The organism is Enterobacter cloacae complex sp. P27C, from assembly GCF_014895705.1.
Classification (GTDB): domain Bacteria; phylum Pseudomonadota; class Gammaproteobacteria; order Enterobacterales; family Enterobacteriaceae; genus Enterobacter; species Enterobacter bugandensis.
Genome location: NZ_JADBQB010000001.1, coordinates 44686 through 66363, shown reverse-complemented (window position 1 = coordinate 66363; position 21678 = coordinate 44686). Strand labels below are relative to the sequence as shown.

The following is a 21678-nucleotide window of genomic DNA, read 5'->3' as shown; positions in this document are numbered from 1 at the left end:
TTGATATTTCCCCTGCTGAAATAGCGGTATTCCAAAAGACTCAGGATTTATCATGTCTTCTATCGTCGATACACCTCTTCCAAACCTGACGCAGCCGACATCCGGCTGGCAACTCTTCAAAAACCTGGCGTTCGGCAAGATCGCGCCCGGCCTTGCATGGCAGAACCCCGCCTATCGCCGTAAGTTCATGCTGCGTTCTCTGGCGACGCCCGTGAGCACGTCTCGCCTGTTAACAAACCTCGCTAAGCAGCCGCGTCTGATGCAGATGCTGCAGGTGCAGCCCGGTTTGCCGTGTCGGCTTCATCGTCCCTGGCTGACGGTGAAGATGGATCGCCAGCACGCGCTGGAATCCCTGAACTGGCACTATCAGGCCATGAGCCGCCAGCTCCCGGCCACGCTCCTGAAGGGCTATCTTTCGACGCAGGGGACTACGCTGCTGACCTTAACCGGGAAAGATGAACAGCAATTTACCGTCCGCCTGTGTGCCGATGCGTTCCTGGATAAAGAGGGAGAGGCGACCCTTACCTTCTGCGACGTTCAGAATACGGTGCTGGCGGAGCTAACCTTTACGCTCTGCCAGTTTGAAGGAAAATCGACGCTGTTCATCGGCGGTTTGCAGGGCGCGAAAGCGCATGTTCCTCATGAGCTGATCCAGAAAGCGACGAAGGCCTGCCACGGTCTGTTCCCGAAACGCCTGCTGGTTGAAGCCGCCATGACGTTCGGCGCCGCATTCCCGGTCGCGCAGATTGTTGCCGTCAGTAATGCCACCCATATTTATCGCAGCTGGCGCTACCGCAAGAAAAAAGAGGGAAAACTGCTGGCCGATTACGACGGCTTCTGGAGTTCCCTCGGTGGGGAAAAACAGGAGAGCGGCCACTTTATGCTGCCGCTTGCCATGCCGCGTAAACCCGTAGAAGATATCGCGAGCAAGAAACGCGCCGAATACCGTCGCCGCTACGCGCTGCTGGATAGCCTGATTCAGCAGGTGAAACAGGCGACCGAACGTTAATCCGCCCTTCCGCGTGCCAGCCACAGCACGCGGGAGAACATTTTCCGCAGCAGGGTCGGAACCGCCTCTACGCCCCGCCTTCCCGCTTCCGCCGCCACTTCAATGGCTAAGTCCGGTTTCGACGAACGGTGAATCGCTTTGGCGATCACGCGCCGCATGTTCATCGGGACGTCGACCGGCACCATCGCAATGCGGTGGAATACGTCGTCAAAGCCCTGACGGTACATAAAATGCTCCATGTCCATCGCGGGCAGCATCGTTAAATGGTCCCGTTCTTCTTCCCGCTCGTTGTTCAGCAGGCTGCGCACGGTTGAGGCATATTTTTTCCCCGCCTCGTCGCCGTCCACCAGCACATGCCATTCAATTCCCATTCGCCGGGCAAATTTTATCAGCGGTTTTAATCCCGACTGGGCAAATTCGATCACCTTAATACCTTCGGCATCAAAATGGTGGCCGCACTGGCGCGCCAGTTCGTTGATGACCCAGGTCTCCGTTTCCCCCTCCACCAGCAGCCAGCAGCGGGCGAAGAGCGACGAGGCGCGATTAAAGCGTATATGAAACGCGATTCGCCGCCCGTCTTCGGCGTTCATCCCGCCGGGCCCGAGGCGGTACGCGGATACGCGGGAGGACTCGCGCACCAGACGGCAAATGTGCTCCACCGGCGTCAGCGATAGCAGCTCACCGGAGTTGGTGGTGGTAATCCGCTGGAGCGGCAGCAGATTCAGCAGGTGCCACGCCACGGAGAGCATGATGGGGTGCAGGCGCGTTTCCGGATCTTCCACCAGCAGCAGCGGGCGGGCATCCCGGTCAAGACGCACGGTGCCCTTCGCCTGCAGAAGCGTTGAAAACAGCCCCAGCAAAATCACCCGATGGGTACGCCCGCCGGGCCGGTCGATCATCCGGTTGATGATGTCGAGATAGCGCCAGCTGCGCTGTTCATCATGAGAACGGCGGCGCATCAAACGATGGCGCGACTCCGAGGTGCCCTGCTCGGAAAAATAGTGCTCCAGCAGTTGCACCATCGCCGACAGCCCCTGACGAATTTGACCATCGGTGAGGTTTTGCGGACGCGACACCAGCTCTCGCGCCAGGAAATCCAGCTCGCGGGCGGTGACTTCCACCTCCGGCATATTCGGTACGGTGCCGTTACGAATACGGCGCATAAAGCGCGCATCGCGCAGGCGTAACACCGGCGTCAGGCGGATAAGGTGACGCGCCAGATCGTCGATATTCTCCAGCGGAATCGGGTTGGCTTTCTCATCGAGGAATTCACGCAGGGTCAGTACCCCCTCGTTTTCCGCCATCTCACCTTCCAGCCGATAGAAAATCCGGTGGAAACCGTCGTCGCAGGGCACCCAGCAGGGCGACAGCGGGCGGAAGCGACGCACGCGGTGACGGCCGGGTTCGGATTCACGGAACGTCAGGATGATATGCAGGTGCTTCTCGCGGCCCGCGATATCGCCGGGCGGGAACCAGAAATCATCGTGGACGAAGTGATACAGCTTGTCTTCGGGTGAAAGCAGCAGCGTCAGCGCATCAAGCAGGCTGGACTTACCCCACGCGTTCTCGCCGATCAGGACGTTGTTCTGCTCCAGCTGCAGCGACAGGCGGTTAATACCGCGAAACCCGACAATTTCCACACGTTCGAGAAGCATAGATCCCCCGCGAAATGATCACTTTTTCCTTTAAGTTATCAGCAGTATAGCGGCAGGAACCCTGGCACGACAGCAGAACATTCACCCTTGCGGGATTTGAACTATGCTCTATTTACCGCTGATTTGAACAAGGATTAACATCACATTGCCTTAAATCAAATTAACCGAATTTATTTAAGTGGCGAAGGGATGTTGTTGGTTTTTAAAATACGGGCTCTTTGAGTCGTCATCCCTTTATGGCGATATATCCCGCGCGCGGGAAAACGCGTGGAAAATTATTTTGAGGTGGTTATGTTTAGAAAATTGGCAGCAGAATGCTTTGGTACATTCTGGCTGGTATTTGGTGGCTGCGGTAGCGCCGTTCTGGCAGCAGCATTCCCGGAATTAGGTATTGGTTTTGTCGGCGTCGCGCTGGCATTTGGCTTAACCGTATTAACCATGGCTTTCGCCGTGGGGCATATTTCCGGCGGTCATTTTAACCCGGCGGTGACATTAGGCTTATGGGCGGGCGGGCGTTTCCCGGCGAAAGAGGTTATTGGCTACATCGTGGCGCAGGTGGTTGGTGGTATTATTGCGGCGGGCGTGCTGTACGTCATTGCCAGCGGTAAAGCAGGTTTTGACGCGGCGGCCAGCGGCTTCGCCTCTAACGGCTTCGGCGAACACTCTCCGGGCGGTTATTCCATGCTTTCTGCCATTGTAATTGAAATTGTACTGACCGCAGGCTTCCTGTTGGTGATCCACGGTGCAGCAGACAAACACGCGCCTGCAGGCTTCGCGCCCATCGCCATTGGTCTGGCGCTGACGCTGATCCACCTGATCTCCATTCCGGTGACCAACACCTCCGTTAACCCGGCGCGCAGCACCGCCGTCGCCATTTTCCAGGGCGGCTGGGCGCTTGAGCAGCTGTGGCTGTTCTGGGTGATGCCGATCGTCGGCGGTATTCTGGGCGGCGTGCTGTACCGCACTCTGCTGGAAAAACGCGATTAATCTTTCCCTCCCTCTCCCCGTGGGAGAGGGTCGGGGTGAGGGCAACAGGCCGCACCCCCACATAGACACAAGCCGGGTAAGGCGCAGCCGCCGCCCGGCTTTCTTTTGCCGCTTTACTGAGCAGCCTTTATTGGGTAGTGTCTCTGGCGCTTAACAGAAACTCAAAAGGACCGGCTGTTCATGTTTTCAGGACTCCTCATTATTCTGCTGCCCCTGATTGTGGGCTATCTTATTCCGCTGCGTCATGAATCGGCCTTAAAGCTTATTAACCGTTTTCTCAGCTGGATTGTTTACGTCATTCTGTTCTTTATGGGGATCAGCCTGGCCTTCCTGGATAATCTGGCGACAAATTTACTTTCCATCCTGCATTATTCTGCGGTCACCGTGGTGGTTATTTTGCTGTGCAATATTGCCGCCCTGCTGTGGCTGGAACGCACTATTCCGTGGAAAAATAATCACCACCAGGAAAAGCTTCCCTCCCGAATTGCAATGGCGCTGGAATCATTAAAGCTCTGCGGCGTCGTGGTGCTTGGATTTCTTCTGGGCCTTACCGGATGGACTTTTTTGCAGCACGCGACGGACGCCAGCGAATATACCCTGATCTTCCTGCTGTTCCTTATTGGTATTCAGCTGCGAAATAACGGCATGACGCTGAAACAGATTGTCCTGAACCGTCGGGGAATGATCGTTGCCGTTATGGTTGTCGTCAGCTCCATGGTCGCGGGCGTGATTAATGCCTTTATTCTCGATCTGCCGCTAAAAACCGGCCTGGCGATGGCCTCCGGGTTTGGCTGGTACTCCCTCTCCGGTATTCTGCTGACCGAATCCTTCGGCCCGGTGATCGGCAGCGCTGCCTTCTTTAACGATCTGGCGCGAGAGCTGATTGCCATCATGCTGATCCCGGGTCTGGTTCGCCGCAGCCGCTCGACGGCATTGGGCCTGTGCGGCGCCACGTCGATGGACTTTACCCTGCCGGTCCTCCAGCGTTCGGGCGGGCTGGAGATGGTGCCCGCAGCCATCGTTCACGGCTTTATTTTGAGCCTGCTGGTTCCCGTCCTGATGGCGTTTTTCTCTGCCTGATACCTCTGTGGCGGTAGGGCTCCTGCCGCCAAAATTGCGCTAAATCAATCTCCCTCTATTTTGTCGCAGAAAGCTCTTTTCACCGTTCTGGCACAGGCATACCCTTAAACATGTATATTAAATATAACTTTTACAGGTGTGATTATGTTTTGTGTGCAATGTGAACAAACCATCCGTACCCCGGCAGGCAACGGCTGCTCTTACGCGCAGGGTATGTGCGGTAAAACCGCAGAAACATCAGACCTGCAGGATCTGCTGATAGCCGCCCTGCATGGTCTTTCCGCCTGGGCCTTCAAAGCCCGTGAATACGGCATCGTCGACCATTACGTCGACAGCTTCGCGCCGCGCGCGTTTTTCTCCACGCTGACTAACGTCAACTTCGATTCTCCGCGCATCGTCGGCTATGCCCGCGAAGCGATTGCCCTGCGCGAAGCTTTGAAAGCGCAGTGCCTGAATGCCGATACCAGTGCCCGCGTGGACAACCCAATGGCGGAGCTTCAGCTGGTGAGCGACGACCTGGGCGAGCTACAGCGCCAGGCCGCAGAATTTACCCCTAATAAGGACAAAGCGGCGATTGGCGAGAACATCCTCGGCCTGCGTCTGCTGTGCCTGTACGGCCTGAAAGGTGCAGCGGCCTATATGGAACACGCGCACGTTCTCGGTAAGTCAGATAACGACATTTACGCCCAGTACCACAAAATTATGGCGTGGCTCGGCACCTGGCCTTCCGACATGAACGCCCTGCTCGAGTGCGCAATGGAAATCGGCCAGATGAACTTCAGGGTCATGAGCATTCTGGATGCCGGTGAAACCAGCACTTACGGTCATCCGACCCCGACGCAGGTCAACGTCAAAGCGACCGAAGGCAAATGCATCCTGATTTCCGGCCACGACCTGAAAGATCTCTACAACCTGCTGAAGCAGACCGAAGGCACCGGCGTTAACGTCTATACCCACGGCGAAATGCTGCCCGCCCACGGCTACCCGGAACTGCGCAAGTTCAAGCATCTGGTGGGTAACTACGGCAGCGGCTGGCAGAATCAGCAGGTAGAGTTCGCCCGCTTCCCTGGCCCTATCGTGATGACCTCAAACTGCATCATCGACCCTACCGTGGGCGCGTATGACGACCGCATCTGGACCCGCAGCATCGTCGGCTGGCCGGGCGTGAGCCACCTTGAAGGCGACGATTTCGGTCCGGTTATTGAGCAGGCGCAGCAGATGGCGGGCTTCCCGTACAGCGAAATCGAACATCTGATCACCGTCGGCTTCGGTCGCGAAACGCTGCTGGGTGCGGCAGATTCTCTGATTGACCTCGTCAGCCGTGAAAAGCTGCGCCACATCTTCCTCGTTGGGGGATGCGACGGCGCGCGCGGCGAGCGTAACTACTTCACCGATTTCGCTACCAGCGTGCCGGATGATTGCCTGATCCTGACCCTGGCGTGCGGTAAATACCGTTTCAACAAGCTGGACTTCGGCAACATCGAAGGCCTGCCGCGCCTGATTGATGCAGGCCAGTGCAACGATGCTTACTCGGCCATCATTCTGGCGGTCACGCTGGCGGAAAAACTCGGCTGCGGCGTCAACGACCTGCCGCTCTCGCTGGTGCTCTCCTGGTTTGAGCAGAAAGCGATTGTCATCCTGCTCACCCTGCTCTCTTTGGGCGTAACCAACATCGTAACCGGCCCGACCGCGCCAGGCTTCCTGACGCCGGACCTGCTGGCGGTGCTCAATGAAAAATTCGGTCTGCGTTCCGTGACCAACGTTGAAGACGATATGAAGCAGCTGCTGAGCGCATAAGGAGCGATTCATGACCATGCCAACCTCACAATGTCCGTGGCGGATGCAGGTTCATCACATCCATCAGGAGACGCCGGATGTGTGGACGCTGTCGCTGCTCTGCCACGACTACTATCCGTACCGTGCGGGCCAGTATGCGCTGGTCAGCATTCGCAACTCGGCGGACACGCTTCGCGCCTATACGATCTCCTCCACGCCGGGCGTGAGCGAGTACATTACGCTCACTATCCGCCGCATTGATGACGGTGCAGGCTCCCAGTGGCTGACCCGTGACGTGAAGCGCGGAGATTACATCTGGCTGTCTGACGCGCAGGGGGATTTCACCTGTGACGACAAGGCAGACGATAAATTCCTGCTGCTGGCGGCGGGCTGTGGCGTAACGCCGATCATGTCGATGCGCCGCTGGCTGGCGAAGAACCGCCCGCAGGCCGACGTGCAGACAATCTTCAGCGTGCGCTCTCCGGAAGATGTGATTTTTGCTGATGAGTGGCGTGATTATCCGGTGACGCTGGTGGCGGAACACAACGCGACCCACGGTTTTGTGCCCGGTCGCCTGAGCCGTGAGCTGCTGCAAAGCGTGCCGGACATTGCGAACCGTACCGTGATGACTTGCGGCCCGGCGCCGTACATGGATATCGTGGAGAAAGAAGTTAGAGCGCTTGGCGTGACCCGCTTCTTCAAAGAGCGGTTCTTCACGCCGGTGGCGGAAGCGGCAACCAGCGGGATTCAGTTCACCAAACTGCAGCCCGCACAGACCTTCTTTGGCCGCGTGGGCACCACGCTGCTGGAAGCGCTGGAAAGCAACAAGGTGCCGGTAGTCGCGGCCTGCCGTGCGGGCGTGTGCGGCTGCTGTAAAACGAAAGTGGTTTCCGGGGAATATACCGTCACCAGCACCATGATGCTGTCCGACGCGGAAATTGCCGAGGGTTACGTGCTGGCGTGCTCGTGCCACCCGCAGGGGGATTTGGTCCTCGCATAAGCAATAAACGTTCGATCGTAGGCCCGGTAAGCGTCAGCGCCACCGGGCTTTTTTGCCGGGTGGCACTGCGTTTACCCGGCCTACGTTGTGCATGCTGCCTGTACGGCAGTGAACTGGAACAATCGACACCTATCACCTTGTCAGATAAAGAATTCCCCTAAAAAATACCCCTTAAACCCTTTTTCATCACAAATAATTCCGCTTAATAAAATCAAAGAGTTAAAAACCACCAATAAAAAGAGGCCAGAGACCCTTATATTTTCAGTACCCAGCTTTATTGCCACGCAGGCGCTTTCCCTAACGCAAACCGCCCTGCCCCTAAACACGCCACCGCCAGCGAGCCAACAAAGAAGTACACCAGACTTTCAATCGCCCATGCCCCAACCTTATCGAGCGCGAACGTTTCACCCACTCCCACCATCAGCCATGCCACGATCATCGTAAACGCCAGCACCAGCGCGGCCGGGCGCGTAAAGAGCCCGACAATAATCAGGATCGGTGCCACCACTTCGCCAATCAACACGCCGTAGGCAATAAATCCCGGCAGCCCTTTCTCTACCAGCATGCCGCTGATAAAGCCCACCCCACCAAACAGCTTATGCAAACCGTGAAAAAGCATCAGCCCACCGACGGCAAGTCGTAACAAGAGTTTGCCGAGATCGTCGCACGATAGCTTTTCATTAACAGCAATTAACAATGTTTTAACCATTTGAAATGATTCCTGTTTTCACTGAGACATCACCAGATTATGCCGAAGCGTGGCGCATGAAAAGCACCTTTTAAATGGGGGGATTTGACGGGCAATACAGTGACTTTCTTCTAAGCTTGTAAGCGATATCACAAAAAGGAGACGGACAACCATGAAACAAACCGTGGCTGCATATATAGCGAAAACGCTCGAACAGGCTGGCGTAAAACGTATCTGGGGCGTGACCGGCGATTCCCTGAACGGGCTTAGCGACAGCCTGAACAAGATGAAAACCATCGAATGGATGCCGACCCGTCATGAGGAGGTCGCTGCCTTCGCCGCCGGTGCCGAAGCGCAGCTCACAGGAGAACTGGCCGTGTGTGCAGGCTCGTGCGGACCTGGCAACCTGCATCTGATCAACGGCCTGTTCGACTGTCACCGTAACCACGTGCCGGTGCTGGCGATTGCCGCCCATATCCCCTCTTCCGAAATCGGCAGCGGCTATTTTCAGGAGACGCATCCGCAGGAGCTGTTCCGTGAATGCAGCCACTACTGTGAGCTGGTTTCATCCCCGGAGCAGATCCCGCAGGTGCTGGCGATCGCCATGCGCAAAGCCGTACTAAACCGTGGCGTTTCCGTGGTCGTTATCCCGGGAGACGTGGCGCTCAAGGCTGCGCCTGAAGGGGCCAGCACCCACTGGTATCACGCCCCGCAGCCGGTGGTAACGCCAGCCGAAGAGGAGCTGAAAAAGCTGGCGCAGCTGCTGCGCTACTCCAGCAATATCGCCCTGATGTGCGGCAGCGGCTGTGCGGGCGCGCATAAAGAGCTGCTGGAATTTGCCGGAAAGCTTAAAGCGCCGATCGTCCACGCCCTGCGCGGCAAAGAGCACGTCGAGTACGACAACCCCTTTGATGTGGGCATGACCGGACTGATCGGTTTTTCCAGCGGCTTCCATACCATGATGAACGCCGACACGCTGGTCCTGCTTGGCACCCAGTTCCCGTACCGCGCGTTCTACCCGACGGACGCCAAAATCATTCAGATTGATATCAACCCGGCCAGCATCGGCGCGCACAGCAAGGTCGATATGGCGCTTATCGGCGATATTAAATCCACCCTTGCCGCCCTGCTGCCGCTGCTGGAAGAGAAAACCGACCGCAAATTCCTTGATAAAGCGTTGAGCGATTATCGCGACGCGCGCAAGGGGCTGGACGATCTCGCCAAACCGAGCGACAAAGCCATTCATCCGCAGTATCTGGCGCAGCAGATCAGCCATTTTGCGGACGACGACGCTATTTTTACCTGCGACGTCGGCACGCCCACCGTCTGGGCGGCGCGCTACCTGAAGATGAACGGCAAACGTCGCCTGCTCGGCTCGTTCAACCACGGCTCAATGGCCAACGCCATGCCGCAGGCGCTGGGGGCAAAAGCGACGGCACCGGAGCGTCAGGTCGTGGCGATGTGCGGCGACGGCGGGTTCAGCATGCTGATGGGGGATTTCCTGTCGGTGGTGCAGATGAAGCTTCCGCTGAAAATCGTGGTCTTTAACAACAGCGTGCTGGGCTTCGTGGCGATGGAGATGAAGGCCGGAGGCTATCTCACGGATGGCACCGAGCTGCACGACACCAACTTTGCCCGCATCGCCGAAGCGTGCGGCATCACCGGTATTCGCGTGGAGAAAGCCTCTGAGGTGGATGAAGCCCTGCAGCGCGCCTTTTCCATCGACGGTCCGGTACTGGTTGACGTCGTCGTCGCCAAAGAAGAGCTGGCTATCCCGCCGCAGATCAAGCTGGAACAGGCCAAAGGTTTTAGCCTCTACATGCTGCGCGCCATCATCAGCGGGCGCGGTGACGAAGTGATCGAACTGGCAAAAACCAACTGGCTCAGGTAAAACGTTTCGCATGACCTCTTAATATAAAGGGATGTGAAATGATTGATTTGCGTAGTGATACCGTTACCCGCCCGAGCCGCGCCATGCTCGAAGAGATGATGGCCGCCCCGGTCGGGGACGACGTCTACGGCGATGACCCGACGGTCAACGAACTGCAGCGCTATGCGGCAGAGCTGAGCGGCAAGGAGGCCGCGTTGTTCCTGCCGACCGGCACGCAGGCTAACCTGGTGGCACTGCTCAGCCACTGCGAGCGCGGCGAAGAGTATATCGTCGGCCAGGGTGCGCATAACTACCTGTACGAAGCTGGCGGCGCGGCGGTGCTTGGCAGCATCCAGCCGCAGCCGATTGACGCCGCGCCGGACGGCTCCCTGCCGCTGGATAAAGTCGCGGCAAAAATCAAAGCTGACGATATTCACTTCGCCCGCACCCGGCTGCTCAGCCTCGAAAACACCCACAACGGTAAAGTGCTGCCTCGCGAATACCTGAAAGCGGCGTGGGCGTTTACCCGCGAGCGCAACCTCGGCCTGCACGTCGACGGCGCGCGCATCTTTAACGCCGTGGTGGAGTATGGCTGCGAGCTGAAAGAGATAACGCAATATTGCGACTCGTTCACCATTTGCCTCTCAAAAGGGCTGGGCACGCCGGTGGGTTCGCTGCTGGTCGGCAGCGCAGACTACATCAAGCGCGCCAACCGCTGGCGTAAAATGACAGGCGGCGGCATGCGTCAGGCGGGCATTCTGGCGGCTGCGGGACTGTACGCGTTAAAAAATAACGTGGCGCGCCTCAAGGACGATCATGACAACGCCGCGTGGATGGCAACGCAGCTGCGCGAGATCGGCGCGGACGTGATGCGTCACGACACCAACATGCTTTTTGTGCGCGTGGGCGACGAGCACGCCGCTGCGCTGGGTGAGTTTATGAAAGCGCGTGGCGTGCTGATCAACGCCTCCCCGGTCGTGCGCCTGGTGATGCATCTCGACGTGAGCCGCGAACAGCTGGCCGACGTGGTGAAACACTGGCAGGCGTTTTTACAGGGTTAAGGAGTATCACGTGCCGCAACATATTCTGGTGCTTGGCGCCAGCGGATATATCGGTCAGCACCTCACTACTGCATTAAGCCAGCAGGGGTATCAGGTGCGGGCAGCGGCACGCAATACCGAGCGCCTGCAAAAGCTTGGTTTGCCTGGCGTGACCTGTCACAACGTCGATCTCAACTGGCCGAAGGAACTCCCCGCGCTGCTGGAAGGGGTCGACACGCTTTACTACCTGGTCCACAGCATGGGCGAAGGCGGGGATTTTATCGCCCACGAGCGTCAGGTGGCGATGAACGTCCGCGATGCCCTGCTGCAAACCCCGGTTAAGCAGGTGATTTTTTTAAGCTCGCTCCAGGCACCCGAACACGAGCAGTCCGACCATCTGCGCGCCCGCCAACTGACGGCAGACACGCTGCGCGGGGCGAATATTCCCGTCACCGAACTGCGCGCCGGGATCATCGTCGGCGCGGGTTCCGCCGCCTTCGAAGTAATGCGCGATATGGTCTACAACCTGCCGGTGCTGACCCCGCCGCGCTGGGTGCGCTCGCGCACCACGCCGATTGCGCTGGAGAATTTGCTCCACTATCTGGTGGCCCTGCTGGATCACCCGGCAGAGCAACACCGCGTGCTGGAGGCGGCAGGCCCGGAAGTGCTGAGCTATCAGGAGCAGTTCGAACATTTCATGCGCGTCAGCGGACGCCGCCGCTGGCTGATCCCCATTCCCTTCCCGACCCGCTGGATATCGGTGTGGTTTTTGAATGTGATCACCTCGGTTCCCCCGACGACTGCCAAAGCACTGATCCAAGGGCTAAAACACGATCTGCTGGCGGACGATCGCGCGCTGCGCGCCTTAATTCCCCAGGACCTGATCCGCTTTGACGACGCGGTGCGCCATACGCTGAAAGAAGAAGAGAAGCTGGTGAACTCCAGCGACTGGGGCTACGACGCGCAGGCCTTTGCCCGCTGGCGCCCCGAGTACGGCTATTACCCGAAGCAGGCGGGCTGCACGGTAAAAACCTCTGCCAGCCTTCACGCGCTGTGGGAGGTGGTGAACCAGATCGGCGGCAAAGAGCGGTATTTCTTCGGCAATATCCTCTGGCAGACGCGCGGTGCGATGGATCTGCTGGTCGGTCACCGGCTGGCGAAAGGCCGCCCGGCGCATCCGTATCTTGCGCCAGGCGATGCGGTCGACAGCTGGAAGGTGATCGTCGTCGAGCCGGAAAAACAGCTGGCGCTACTGTTCGGCATGAAGGCGCCGGGGCTGGGGCGGCTCTGCTTTACGCTCAAGGACAAAGGCGACCATCGGGAACTGGACGTTCGCGCCTGGTGGCACCCACACGGGATGCCGGGTCTGTTCTACTGGCTGTTTATGATCCCCGCCCATCTGTTTATCTTCCGGGGAATGGCAAAACGCATTGCGCAACTGGCAGAACAAAAGACGAAAATAAGTTAATAAAACCCTCTTTCTTTCACCTTTCCCATTGCAACACATCGTAATTCACGAAAGAATGCGCACGAAATTCTTTTCAACACAGTGGATTGATATGAAGGTACTGGTTACCGGGGCGACCAGCGGCTTAGGCCGAAATGCGGTCGAATTTCTGCGCAACAAGGGCATCAGCGTCAGGGCCACCGGTCGCAACGAAGCGATGGGGAAACTGCTGCAAAAAATGGGCGCGGAGTTCGTCCATGCCGACCTGACGGAGCTGGTCTCCTCGCAGGCGAAGGTGATGCTCGCCGGTATCGACACGCTGTGGCACTGCTCCAGTTTTACCTCCCCGTGGGGAACCCAGGAAGCCTTCGATCTCGCCAACGTGCGCGCCACGCGTCGTCTGGGCGAATGGGCCGTCGCCTGGGGCGTGCGTAACTTTATCCATATATCCTCCCCGTCGCTCTATTTTGATTATCACCACCATCGCGACGTGCAGGAAGATTTCCGCCCTGCTCGCTTTGCCTGCGAGTTTGCCCGCAGCAAGGCGGCCAGCGAAGAGGTGATCGATCTGCTGGCGCAGTCAAACCCGCATACCCGTTTTACCGTCCTGCGCCCGCAGAGCCTCTTCGGACCGCACGACAAAGTGTTTATTCCGCGTCTGGCGCAGATGATGCACCACTACGGCAGCGTGCTGCTGCCGCGCGGCGGCGATGCGCTGGTGGACATGACCTATTACGAAAATGCCGTCCACGCCATGTGGCTGGCAAGCCAACCGGACTGCGATAAGCTTATCTCCGGTCGCGCCTATAACATCACCAACGGTGAACCGTGCACGTTGCGCAGCATTGTGCAGCGGCTGATTGATGAACTGCAGATCGACTGCCGTATCCGTTCCGTGCCCTACCCGATGCTGGACATGATCGCCCGCAGCATGGAGCGTTTTGGCAGTAAATCCGCCAAAGAGCCCGCGCTGACGCACTACGGCGTATCGAAGCTTAACTTTGATTTTACGCTGGATATCACGCGCGCGGAGACTGAGCTGGGGTATAAGCCGATTGTGACGCTGGATGAAGGCATTGTGCGCACGGCGGCGTGGTTACGGGATCACGGGAAGTTGCACCGCTAGCCTTTTTGCCCGGTGGCGGCTTCGCCTTACCGGGCCTACATCCCCTCGCGCCTCCGGGGAGAGGGGAAAGTGCAAATACTAAAACGGCAACCTTTCGGTTGCCGTTTGCTTTTACAGAGCCGTCCAGGCATCAGCCCATGCCAGACCTGCGCCTGGTTCATAGTATGCCGGGGAGTTGTTACACCAGCCGCTGTACGGGAACGGTTTGCACTGGAACAGTTTACCGTGGTTGTTCACGATATCACCTGCGTTGTACTTGCTGTTCGCGCTCCACGCCTGGTAAGCACCTTCGTCACCTGATGGCGTTGCCGCTTTCGCTTTCACGTTCAGCAGGTAAGTGGTGGTATTGCTCAGCTCGCCATCGCTGACGGTCAGGCTGATTTCAATCTGCTGCGCCGTTGCGGACTCAGGCGCCTTGAAGGTCACCACCGCTTTATCTTCGCCGGTCACAGTCTGGCCATCCTGAGAATGCCAGGTGTAGGTCAGCTTGTTGCCGTCCGCGTCGGTAGAGCCTTCCGCGCTCAGAGAAACCTGTGCGCCCGCTTCAACGGCACCGATTGGACCCGCAATCTGCGCAACCGGCGCGTGGTTCACCGCAACAGGTTCAGCCGGGGTTTCATCCGGCGTTGGCGCTGGAGCTGGTGCCGGCGTTTCATCTTCTGAAGGCGTTGGCGCTGGCGTTACCGGGGTTTCGTCCGGCGTTACGGCAGAGCCGTCATCGTTCACGATATTGACGTTATAGAACTTCTGCACGCACTTGGTATAGTCGCCGTCTTTGAACGCGCTGAACGGCGTCTGGTAGCCCACCAGCTGGCACGAGTAGGTCTTACCGTCTGGCGTATCCGCGCTCCATCCCCAGTCCTGCTCCCAGTAGATCTTCAGGGCGCCGGCACCGTATTCGTCGAACTGCTTCATGTTGGCGCAGCCCAGCACTTCATTGGCCGGAACAGGCACTTTCAGGTAGTTCGCGAACTCTTTGTAGTACTTAATACGGTTTTGAGACTGAGCAATTTCAGTCGGGCCGCCGCACTCTACGCCGCCGTTGATGATCTGGGTGGTCACGCCGAAGCCAGGGACCAGACCGTTGGCTTTATCATGATCGTTCGGCTGCCACGTGCCGTCGATAACCTGCAGCATGCTTGGTTTTGGCGGCTGCGGGTAGGCGAAGAAGAAGATCGCGCTCGCCAGGTTCAGCCAGGTATCCGCCACCAGCTCAGGTTTATCCAGCAGGGTACGCACGTCGCCGTACATTGCTTCGGAGAACGGACCGTAGTTGTAGTTGTAGGACAGCTGCTTCGCGCCGCGACCGAAGTAGCTCAGGAAGTCGCCGTCTTTATCCTTACCGCACGGCCAGGTCTGGCCCTGCCATACTTTCGGGTCACATTCGCCGTTATAGCCGCCCTTCTGCCCTTCGCTCCAGCCCATTTCACGCACGTGGACCAGCGCCTGACGCCACTCGGCTTCCGGACGCCAGCTTTCGTGGCCGCCGGTTTCCTGGGCAAAGTGGGCAAACATGGTGGCCAGCTCTTTGCGGCAAATCGCATCGCTGTCGCGACCGTCGTTATAGGTCTTACACAGCGCCGGGAATTTACCTACGGCTTTCAGGAAGTTGCTGTAGGTATAGGCCTGAGCGCGCAGCGGGAAGAGATAATCCCAGTCGCTGGCCTTCACGATCCCTTCCACGCGCTTAACGTTGTCCGGGTTCGCCGCACGGCCTGGCTCAATCATTTCGACCTGCGCGTTATCAAGGGTCTGAATCGTCTCTTTAACGGAGGTCATCAGCGGGAAGTTAGTGAGCTCCTGCTCTTTCTTCGCCAGATCGCTGGCTTTCATGGTGTACGGCTCGCCGGTGGTCGCCTGCAAAGAGGCAGCCTGCGCCATAAAAGGTGCAACGCAAGCACCAGCAACAAGTACACTCAGTAACGTCCTTTTGTTCATTTCAATATTCCTGTTTCGTTAAGATTAAAAAAAGAATCCCGGTTTATGTATTAATCCATTAATAAATAAACCACAGACAGCTGTTTTCACTTTTCGAAGAACACCAAAAGGAATTCTTCAAAAATAAAAAACGTTAATAACGCGCTGCTAATTTCAATTCCTGATATTTTTTCCAGACTTTGTGGGCATACATCATACGCTGCGGATAATTCTCTTTTTTCAACCCGGCGTTATAAGCTCCCACCGCTTCCCAGTTATAGCCGTAGACCTTAATCATGTTTGAGAGAATTGACGCTCCCACCATAATTGAGGTACAGGGTTCGGCCATCAACTGATATTCATCAATGCCTTTGCTCTCAAGCTCCGTAAAGTGCGAGCTGTTTATTTGCATTAATCCCACATCGCGAGTGCCATCGTGGTTTTGCCCAACCGCATACGGGTTCATCCCCGATTCAACGTTAGCGATGGCGTACAGCAAATAAGGATCGACATGATAATAGTGCGCGGCGTTATTCCAACAGTTTGCCAGTGCGCCGTGGCTTATTATCAATAATAACAAGATGAACTTTTTCATTTTTACCTGCTGACATTTTCGGTTATTTCTCCTGGCCAACATCCTGTAAAATGAAGTTTGAATTGCTCCCCCCAATAAGGGGGGAGCATTTATTGGGCTAGATTATTTGCAGTCTGTTGCTGCGCCTTCTTTTACCCATACATCGCTGTTAGCCGGGTTATCACCACGGGTCCACCATTTGGCACGGTAAACGCTGCCCTGGTAAGTGGTGGTATCACCGCCGTTATAGACCAGGTCAGAACGCCAGTTCATCTTCACGTTGCTCACCAGTTCCCATGCATCCACACCGAAGCCAGGCTGGTTGCCCTGCGTCCAGTACTTCGCTTTCCACACCAGATGGTCGAAGCTTACGGTATCGCCATTGTTGTAGATTTTGCTGGCATCCCACGCAGCATATTTGCTGGCGTTAGCATCGACAGGCGCGTCGCAGCTACCGGTTGCAGAACCTTCGTCAGATGGCGGAGTCACATCATCAGCCGGAGGGGTCACATCGTCAGCCGGAGGGGTCACCTCATCAGCCGGTGGCGTTACGTCAGCCGGTTTTGGATTCACAGTTACCTGCACGTTAGACTGCACGCTGGTTTTACCATCCGTCACAACAACGCTCAGCGTGTAAGAAGAGGTATTGTTCACCTCTGGCGCAGTGATGCGAACGTTAGCAGTATCGGTACCCGTTGCGTTCATATCAGCCGGTACGCTCCAGCTGTAGGTCAGCGCATCGCCATCAGGATCGGAGGCTTGTGCATGCAGAGAAATCGCTTCACCGGATTCAACGGTAACGGATTCCATAGCATTGATCACCGGAGCCTGGTTGGCCTTAGGCGCTTTGTTCACTACCTGTACGTCGATAGCGTTGCTCAACCCTTTCGCGTCGGTCACGGTCAGGCGGAACACCAGGTTCTGATCGCTGGTCACGGCCGGTACGCTGAAGCTGGCTTTCGCTTTGGTGCTGTTCGCCAGGGTCACGGTGGCGCCGGAAACCTGCGTCCATTTATAGGTCAGCGCATCGCCGTCCTGGTCGCTGGAGGCTGAGCCATCGAGCATGACAGTCGCCGGGCCCGTTACCGTCATGTCGGTTGCAGAAGCGACCGGCGCATGGTTGGTTACAACCGGCTCAACAGGCGTAGAGCTGCCGCCCAGCAGGCTTTCGTTCATGGCATTCAGGATATCGCCGTTATCGGATTCGATAGACCATGCGAACAAACCACCCAGGTTTTTGCTCAGCACGTATTTGCCTTTCGCATTGACGGAACGGGCGTTATCGTATGTCACCAGCTCACCGGTGGATTTGTTGAACACGTACGGCGCTTCTGCTGCTTCGTCGTATTTGTATTCCCAGCCTGGTTTGCCCAGCATCTGGTTTACAATCTGACGGTAGTCAACAATACCGTTTTCCCATGTCCCTTTGATTGGACCCGTCGCGGTACCGGTGAATGGATTGTCACCCGTGTAACCGTGAACGCCGGTCCAGCCGCGGCCATACATGCCCGCACCGACGACGATCTTGCCAGGCTGAACGCCCTGCGCCAGCATCTCTTTCACTGCGTTATCGGTGGTGTAGTTGGTATCTGGTTTCCAGGACGCACCGTACAGCGCGGTCTGGTGACCCAAATCGGTATTACTCCACGCACCGTAGAAGTCGTAGCTCATCAGGAAGATATGGTCGATGTACTGCTGCGCGGTGTTGTAGTCCACGTCTTCGATCTTATCTTTACCTGCACCGATTGCCGTGGTCAGCTCGTAGGTACGGCCAGTTTCCGCAGACAGCTCGTTCAGCATCTGACGCAGGTCATGCATCAGCGCGGTGTAAGTCGCTTTGTCGGTCTGCGGGTTACCCAGCTTGGCGTTCTCACCGCCGCCGCCCGGGAATTCCCAGTCGATATCCACACCGTCGAACACTTTCCAGGTGGTCAGGAAGTCTTTAACGGACGCAACGAAGCGGTCGCGCAGCACTTTGTTATCCATCTGATAGAACGGGTCAGACAGAGTCCAGCCGCCTACGGATGGCAGGATTTTCAGATCAGGATGGGCTTTTTTCATCGCCATCAGCTGGCCGTAGTTGCCTTTGTACGGGTCGTCCCAGTTGCTTACGCCCTGCTGAGGTTTTTGCAGCGCAGCCCACGGGTCGTGGATCGCCACGGTGTAGTCCTGGCGGCCCTGACAGGCGCGTTTCAGAGACTCCAGCGCGCCGGAGGATTTGGCGCTGTCGTTAATGCCGTCGCCGCCACAGATTGGAATGAAGCCGTACAGCAGGTGGTTAATGTTCGCGACAGGAATTTTGTCTGCCGAGAAGTTACGGTCGTACACGCCCCACTCAGGGAAGTAAGCGCCAACCACTTTATCGGTGTGCTGCGCGAACGCTTTGTTGTTTTCCAGCAGCGGGGTGTTCAGAGGAAGCAGGTGGCTACCGTCGGTGTCCGCCACGATGATCAGCTTGCTGGCGCTCTTGGTGCAGCCGCTGTCGTTACACAGCTCAACCTGCTCCTGATAGCGTCCGCCTTTCTTCACTTTAAAGGTCGCAGAGCCTGCGGCACTACCCGCACCGGTCCAGACGGTCTTGCCGTCCAGCAAAACTTTTGCAGACGTTGGGGCATCGCCGCTCCAGACGTTCCACTCCACCTTCACGTCAACGCCATCTTTATGCACTTTGATGAGGTTGTTGTAGTCCTGTGCCGCCTGATCCACCTCTACCAGCGCAAACTTATCATTGCCTGATGTAATTGACGGTGTACCCGGCGCCGCTGCAAATACTGAGCTTGTTGCGGCTGCAACAAAAAGCGCCAGATATTTAGGCTTCATAAATTTCATTTTTTATTTCCTGATAAATTTATTCGTAACGTAATAATCCATGTCTTCCTTGAGAGCATGGAGTCTATTTGCGTAATGCGTATTTAACCAACCTGAAAACCGTGACAAAAAACGTTTTGCTGCGTTGTATTCCTCCATAAAAAGATACAAGCCCAAATTCCGTGTAGCTTATATCTTTTACGATACACTGAGCGCAAAGAGACATCCTTCTCTTCCACCGTCAAAAAAACTTATAAAAAAACTTGACCTGTATATTTAAAATATGAAAGCAAACTGCTGTCCAATAAACACGACTATTCCAGCAAATGACAGATAGGGTCCGAAAGAAATAGTGAGGTTATTTTTATTTAAATTATTTAACGCGAAATAGCCCGCGATACCGCTCAACGCTGCGGCAAGTTCAATTGAAGGCAGCGCCTGCCAGCCGCACCAGGCACCTAAGGCCGCCAGCAGCTTAAAATCGCCGTAGCCCAGCCCTTCCCGCCCGGTCAGCAGGCGAAAGGCCCAGTAGAGCAGCCAGAGCGACAGATAGCCCGCTACCGCACCGAACAGTGCGTCCTGCAACGGCAATCTGTGGTCAAATACATGGAGTAAGAGACCTGCCCACAACAGCGGCTGGGTCAGGCAGTCCGGGAGAAGCTGATGCTGCCAGTCGATCATCGCCAGTGGCAGTAAAAACAGCGCGAGTAACCACAGCGAAAACAACCCCTGAACGTCCGGCATGCACCAGGCCGTAACGCCAAAAAACAGCGCCGAGAAAAATTCGATCAAAAATAACCGCAGCGGGATGGTCGTGCCGCACTGGTGGCAGCGTCCCCGTAATAACAGCCAGCTGACCAGGGGGATATTTTCCCATGCAGCAAGCGTGTGCTGGCACACCGGACAGTGCGAGGCAGGAAAGAGCAGATTGCCGCTTCCCTCTTCATCCATCACGATCCCCGGCAGGCGCTCGGCAACAACGCCAAGAAAACTGCCCATAATCCCGCCCAGGATCGCACTCATTATCGGAAAACTAACCGGGCAGGCCTCCCGGATCAGCGAGAAGGTATTCATGCGTTTTTTGCCCAGGTGAGCTGCACCTGCGCTTTTACATCGCTGAGATGGTCAACCGGCGTAAGGTTTATTTTTTGCAATCTGACGCCGGAGGTTTGATTAATTTCGCGCAGCCAGTTTTTTAATTCATAAACATTTACCCGATTAACCACGAACGATAAAGTTTGTCCCTCCTGGCGGACGTCCGTCAGCGACAGGTTAATTTCATTAGCGCTTTTCTCGACCACCGTGCGAGGATTATCCGTTTTGACTAACTGAACCTGAAGATGATTTTTATCAATTTCATTGCGCATCCAGTTAAGCGTCTCTTTTTGTCTTTTAAGCGTCGATTTACTATTTTGAATCATATTATCCAAAGGGATGACTCCTGCGTAATACACTGCAGCCCCAAGCAGGGCAACGATGCAGAGTTTTAAAATAACTTTCTCCCGGGCGCTGTAGTTCTGGTAGCGTGATTTCAGCTGCGCGATTCGCTCTTTCATTTATGTTTCCCTGCGATCATGGCGGTATAGGGTTCGGTGGTTGAAACAGGCTGTAAGGTAAAATCGAAATTCTCACGGGTCTGGTTAACAAACGCCTGCAACGCGGGCTGGTTTTGCGCGCTGACGCTCAGCGTCAGCGTGTTTTGCTGCGCATCGTATTCCAGCAGATCGATTTCCATCGCAGGCACTGACTGCCGGGCGGCCGCCAGCTCGTCCAGCTGAAGGAAGATCCCCTTACTCTGTTTTTTGACGTTCTGACCAAAGTGATATTTGATATTGGTCTGGTGACGCATGCTGGGGAAATGGTGCTTATACACCTGGAGGATCTCCTCCTGTATCTGGTTTTCCTGCTGCACCAGCATCCAGGCCATCGCAACGCGCGGCCCCAGCAGCAGGCCAACGGACAGCAGGCCCGCAATCGCCACTGCGGCTTTCATGCTTTTCGCGCCACGCCCGTTACCGGCCTTAAGACTGAATTCACCGTGAAGCAGATTCACGCGACAGGCCTGCCACTGCGGCTGGATCAGCACCAGCGGATGCTGCCAGGGCTGGGCAATGTCGACGTCCACACCAGCAGGCGCTTCGCCGTAACAGCACACCTCCCCCTCTCCGGCCTTCTGAATCAGAAGCGGCAGCAGGCTCGCTTCCATTTCGCTGGCAACATGCGGTGATAAACGTAGCCAGTAGCCGTCGTCCTGAGCGACAAGAGTACTTCCGCCAGCCGTCACGGGCAGTAGCCAGGCATCCGGCAGCACCTGGATCACTTTTAACCCCGCCTCCTGACAGCGGCTTAACCACCCGCGCAGCAGATCGGCGTCTATCGCCACCGCATCAACCTCAGCGCCTTTTTTGTTCAGCACCGTCCAGTGGAGATTATCCACCTCGCCAATCAGCGTCTCTTCCGCCATCCAGGAGAATGCCGTCGCCTGAGAGGCGACTTTCTTCGGCAGCGTAAAATGGCGGAAGATCATGCTGCTGGCGGGCAGCAGCAAACAAACACGGGCCGCCAGTGGGTGGTCCGCCAGCGCGTCCAGGCTCTCCAGCGTCTCAACCTGCTGGCTGCCGGAGACACACCCCATTATTTTCCCGCCCTCGCGGTTATCGGGACGAACAAAAAGTACCTGTTTCATAGCGATCTACTTTTC

General features: G+C 56.6%; 17 protein-coding genes. 9 read left to right on the top strand and 8 right to left on the bottom strand.

Going from position 1 to position 21678, the window contains the following annotated elements; translation table 11 throughout:
- Nucleotides 1-52 precede the first annotated feature (52 nt).
- Nucleotides 53-1009 (top strand): VirK/YbjX family protein, encoded by a 957-nt coding sequence (locus IM291_RS00335; protein ID WP_192985890.1) that lies wholly within the window; start codon nt 53-55, stop codon nt 1007-1009.
- Here the strand turns inward: IM291_RS00335 and IM291_RS00330 are convergent.
- Nucleotides 1006-2664: an ATP-dependent endonuclease gene (locus tag IM291_RS00330; protein ID WP_192985889.1), complete on the bottom strand. Its 1659-nt coding sequence runs from the start codon at nt 2662-2664 to the stop codon at nt 1006-1008. The two genes, IM291_RS00335 and IM291_RS00330, sit on opposite strands and share 4 nt — an antisense overlap.
- Before the next feature lie 291 nt (nt 2665-2955).
- Between IM291_RS00330 and aqpZ the strand changes: the two genes are divergently transcribed.
- From aqpZ to hcr, 4 genes are all read left to right on the top strand, one after another.
- Nucleotides 2956-3651 carry an aquaporin Z gene (gene aqpZ / locus IM291_RS00325; protein ID WP_192985888.1) on the top strand — a complete coding sequence of 232 codons (696 nt, stop codon included), beginning with the start codon at nt 2956-2958 and terminating at the stop codon, nt 3649-3651.
- A 180-nt stretch (nt 3652-3831) separates the two neighbouring features.
- Nucleotides 3832-4731 (top strand): lysine exporter LysO family protein, encoded by a 900-nt coding sequence (locus IM291_RS00320; RefSeq protein WP_028012543.1) that lies wholly within the window; start codon nt 3832-3834, stop codon nt 4729-4731.
- 144 nt (nt 4732-4875) lie between these two features.
- Complete coding sequence (gene hcp, locus IM291_RS00315; RefSeq protein WP_041910645.1) at nt 4876-6528, top strand: hydroxylamine reductase; 1653 nt, start codon at nt 4876-4878, stop codon at nt 6526-6528.
- Between the two features lie 10 nt (nt 6529-6538).
- Nucleotides 6539-7507 (top strand): NADH oxidoreductase, encoded by a 969-nt coding sequence (gene hcr, locus IM291_RS00310; RefSeq protein WP_192985887.1) that lies wholly within the window; start codon nt 6539-6541, stop codon nt 7505-7507.
- 274 nt (nt 7508-7781) lie between these two features.
- Here hcr and IM291_RS00305 read toward each other — a convergent pair whose 3' ends face one another.
- The gene (locus tag IM291_RS00305) at nt 7782-8216 is read right to left on the bottom strand and encodes a DoxX family protein (RefSeq protein ID WP_048999358.1); all 435 of its coding nucleotides are present in this window, start codon (nt 8214-8216) and stop codon (nt 7782-7784) included.
- Nucleotides 8217-8367: 151 nt separating this feature from the next.
- Between IM291_RS00305 and poxB the strand changes: the two genes are divergently transcribed.
- The 4 genes from poxB to IM291_RS00285 all read left to right on the top strand — a co-directional run bounded on the left by poxB (nt 8368) and on the right by IM291_RS00285 (nt 13678).
- On the top strand, nt 8368-10086 hold the full coding sequence (gene poxB / locus IM291_RS00300) for a ubiquinone-dependent pyruvate dehydrogenase (RefSeq protein WP_192985886.1): 1719 nt from the start codon (nt 8368-8370) through the stop codon (nt 10084-10086).
- A 38-nt stretch (nt 10087-10124) separates the two neighbouring features.
- Nucleotides 10125-11126, top strand: coding sequence for a low-specificity L-threonine aldolase (gene ltaE / locus IM291_RS00295; protein ID WP_192970845.1), 1002 nt, complete (start codon nt 10125-10127; stop codon nt 11124-11126).
- 10 nt (nt 11127-11136) lie between these two features.
- A complete protein-coding gene (locus IM291_RS00290; protein ID WP_192985885.1) occupies nt 11137-12573 on the top strand; it encodes an SDR family oxidoreductase in 1437 nt (478 codons plus the stop codon).
- A 91-nt stretch (nt 12574-12664) separates the two neighbouring features.
- On the top strand, nt 12665-13678 hold the full coding sequence (locus tag IM291_RS00285) for an NAD(P)-dependent oxidoreductase (RefSeq protein ID WP_028012536.1): 1014 nt from the start codon (nt 12665-12667) through the stop codon (nt 13676-13678).
- 111 nt (nt 13679-13789) lie between these two features.
- On the opposite strand, the gene IM291_RS00280 is transcribed toward IM291_RS00285, so the two are convergent.
- The 6 genes from IM291_RS00280 to gspL all read right to left on the bottom strand — a co-directional run bounded on the left by IM291_RS00280 (nt 13790) and on the right by gspL (nt 21663).
- Nucleotides 13790-15616, bottom strand: a complete 1827-nt coding sequence (locus IM291_RS00280) for a chitinase (protein WP_048959680.1) — start codon at nt 15614-15616, stop codon at nt 13790-13792.
- Nucleotides 15617-15749: 133 nt separating this feature from the next.
- The gene (gene iagB, locus IM291_RS00275; protein ID WP_155026717.1) at nt 15750-16190 is read right to left on the bottom strand and encodes a type III secretion system invasion protein IagB; all 441 of its coding nucleotides are present in this window, start codon (nt 16188-16190) and stop codon (nt 15750-15752) included.
- A gap of 102 nt (nt 16191-16292) precedes the next feature.
- Nucleotides 16293-18998, bottom strand: a complete 2706-nt coding sequence (locus IM291_RS00270; RefSeq protein WP_192985884.1) for a glycosyl hydrolase family 18 protein — start codon at nt 18996-18998, stop codon at nt 16293-16295.
- A gap of 255 nt (nt 18999-19253) precedes the next feature.
- Entirely contained in the window at nt 19254-20051 is a 798-nt protein-coding gene (locus IM291_RS00265) for an A24 family peptidase (RefSeq protein ID WP_192985883.1), read from the bottom strand.
- A complete protein-coding gene (gspM, locus tag IM291_RS00260; protein ID WP_045261799.1) occupies nt 20048-20533 on the bottom strand; it encodes a type II secretion system protein GspM in 486 nt (161 codons plus the stop codon). Before gspM ends, IM291_RS00265 begins: the two co-directional genes overlap by 4 nt.
- Nucleotides 20530-21663: a type II secretion system protein GspL gene (gspL, locus tag IM291_RS00255; RefSeq protein WP_192985882.1), complete on the bottom strand. Its 1134-nt coding sequence runs from the start codon at nt 21661-21663 to the stop codon at nt 20530-20532. Before gspL ends, gspM begins: the two co-directional genes overlap by 4 nt.
- Nucleotides 21664-21678 lie beyond the last annotated feature (15 nt).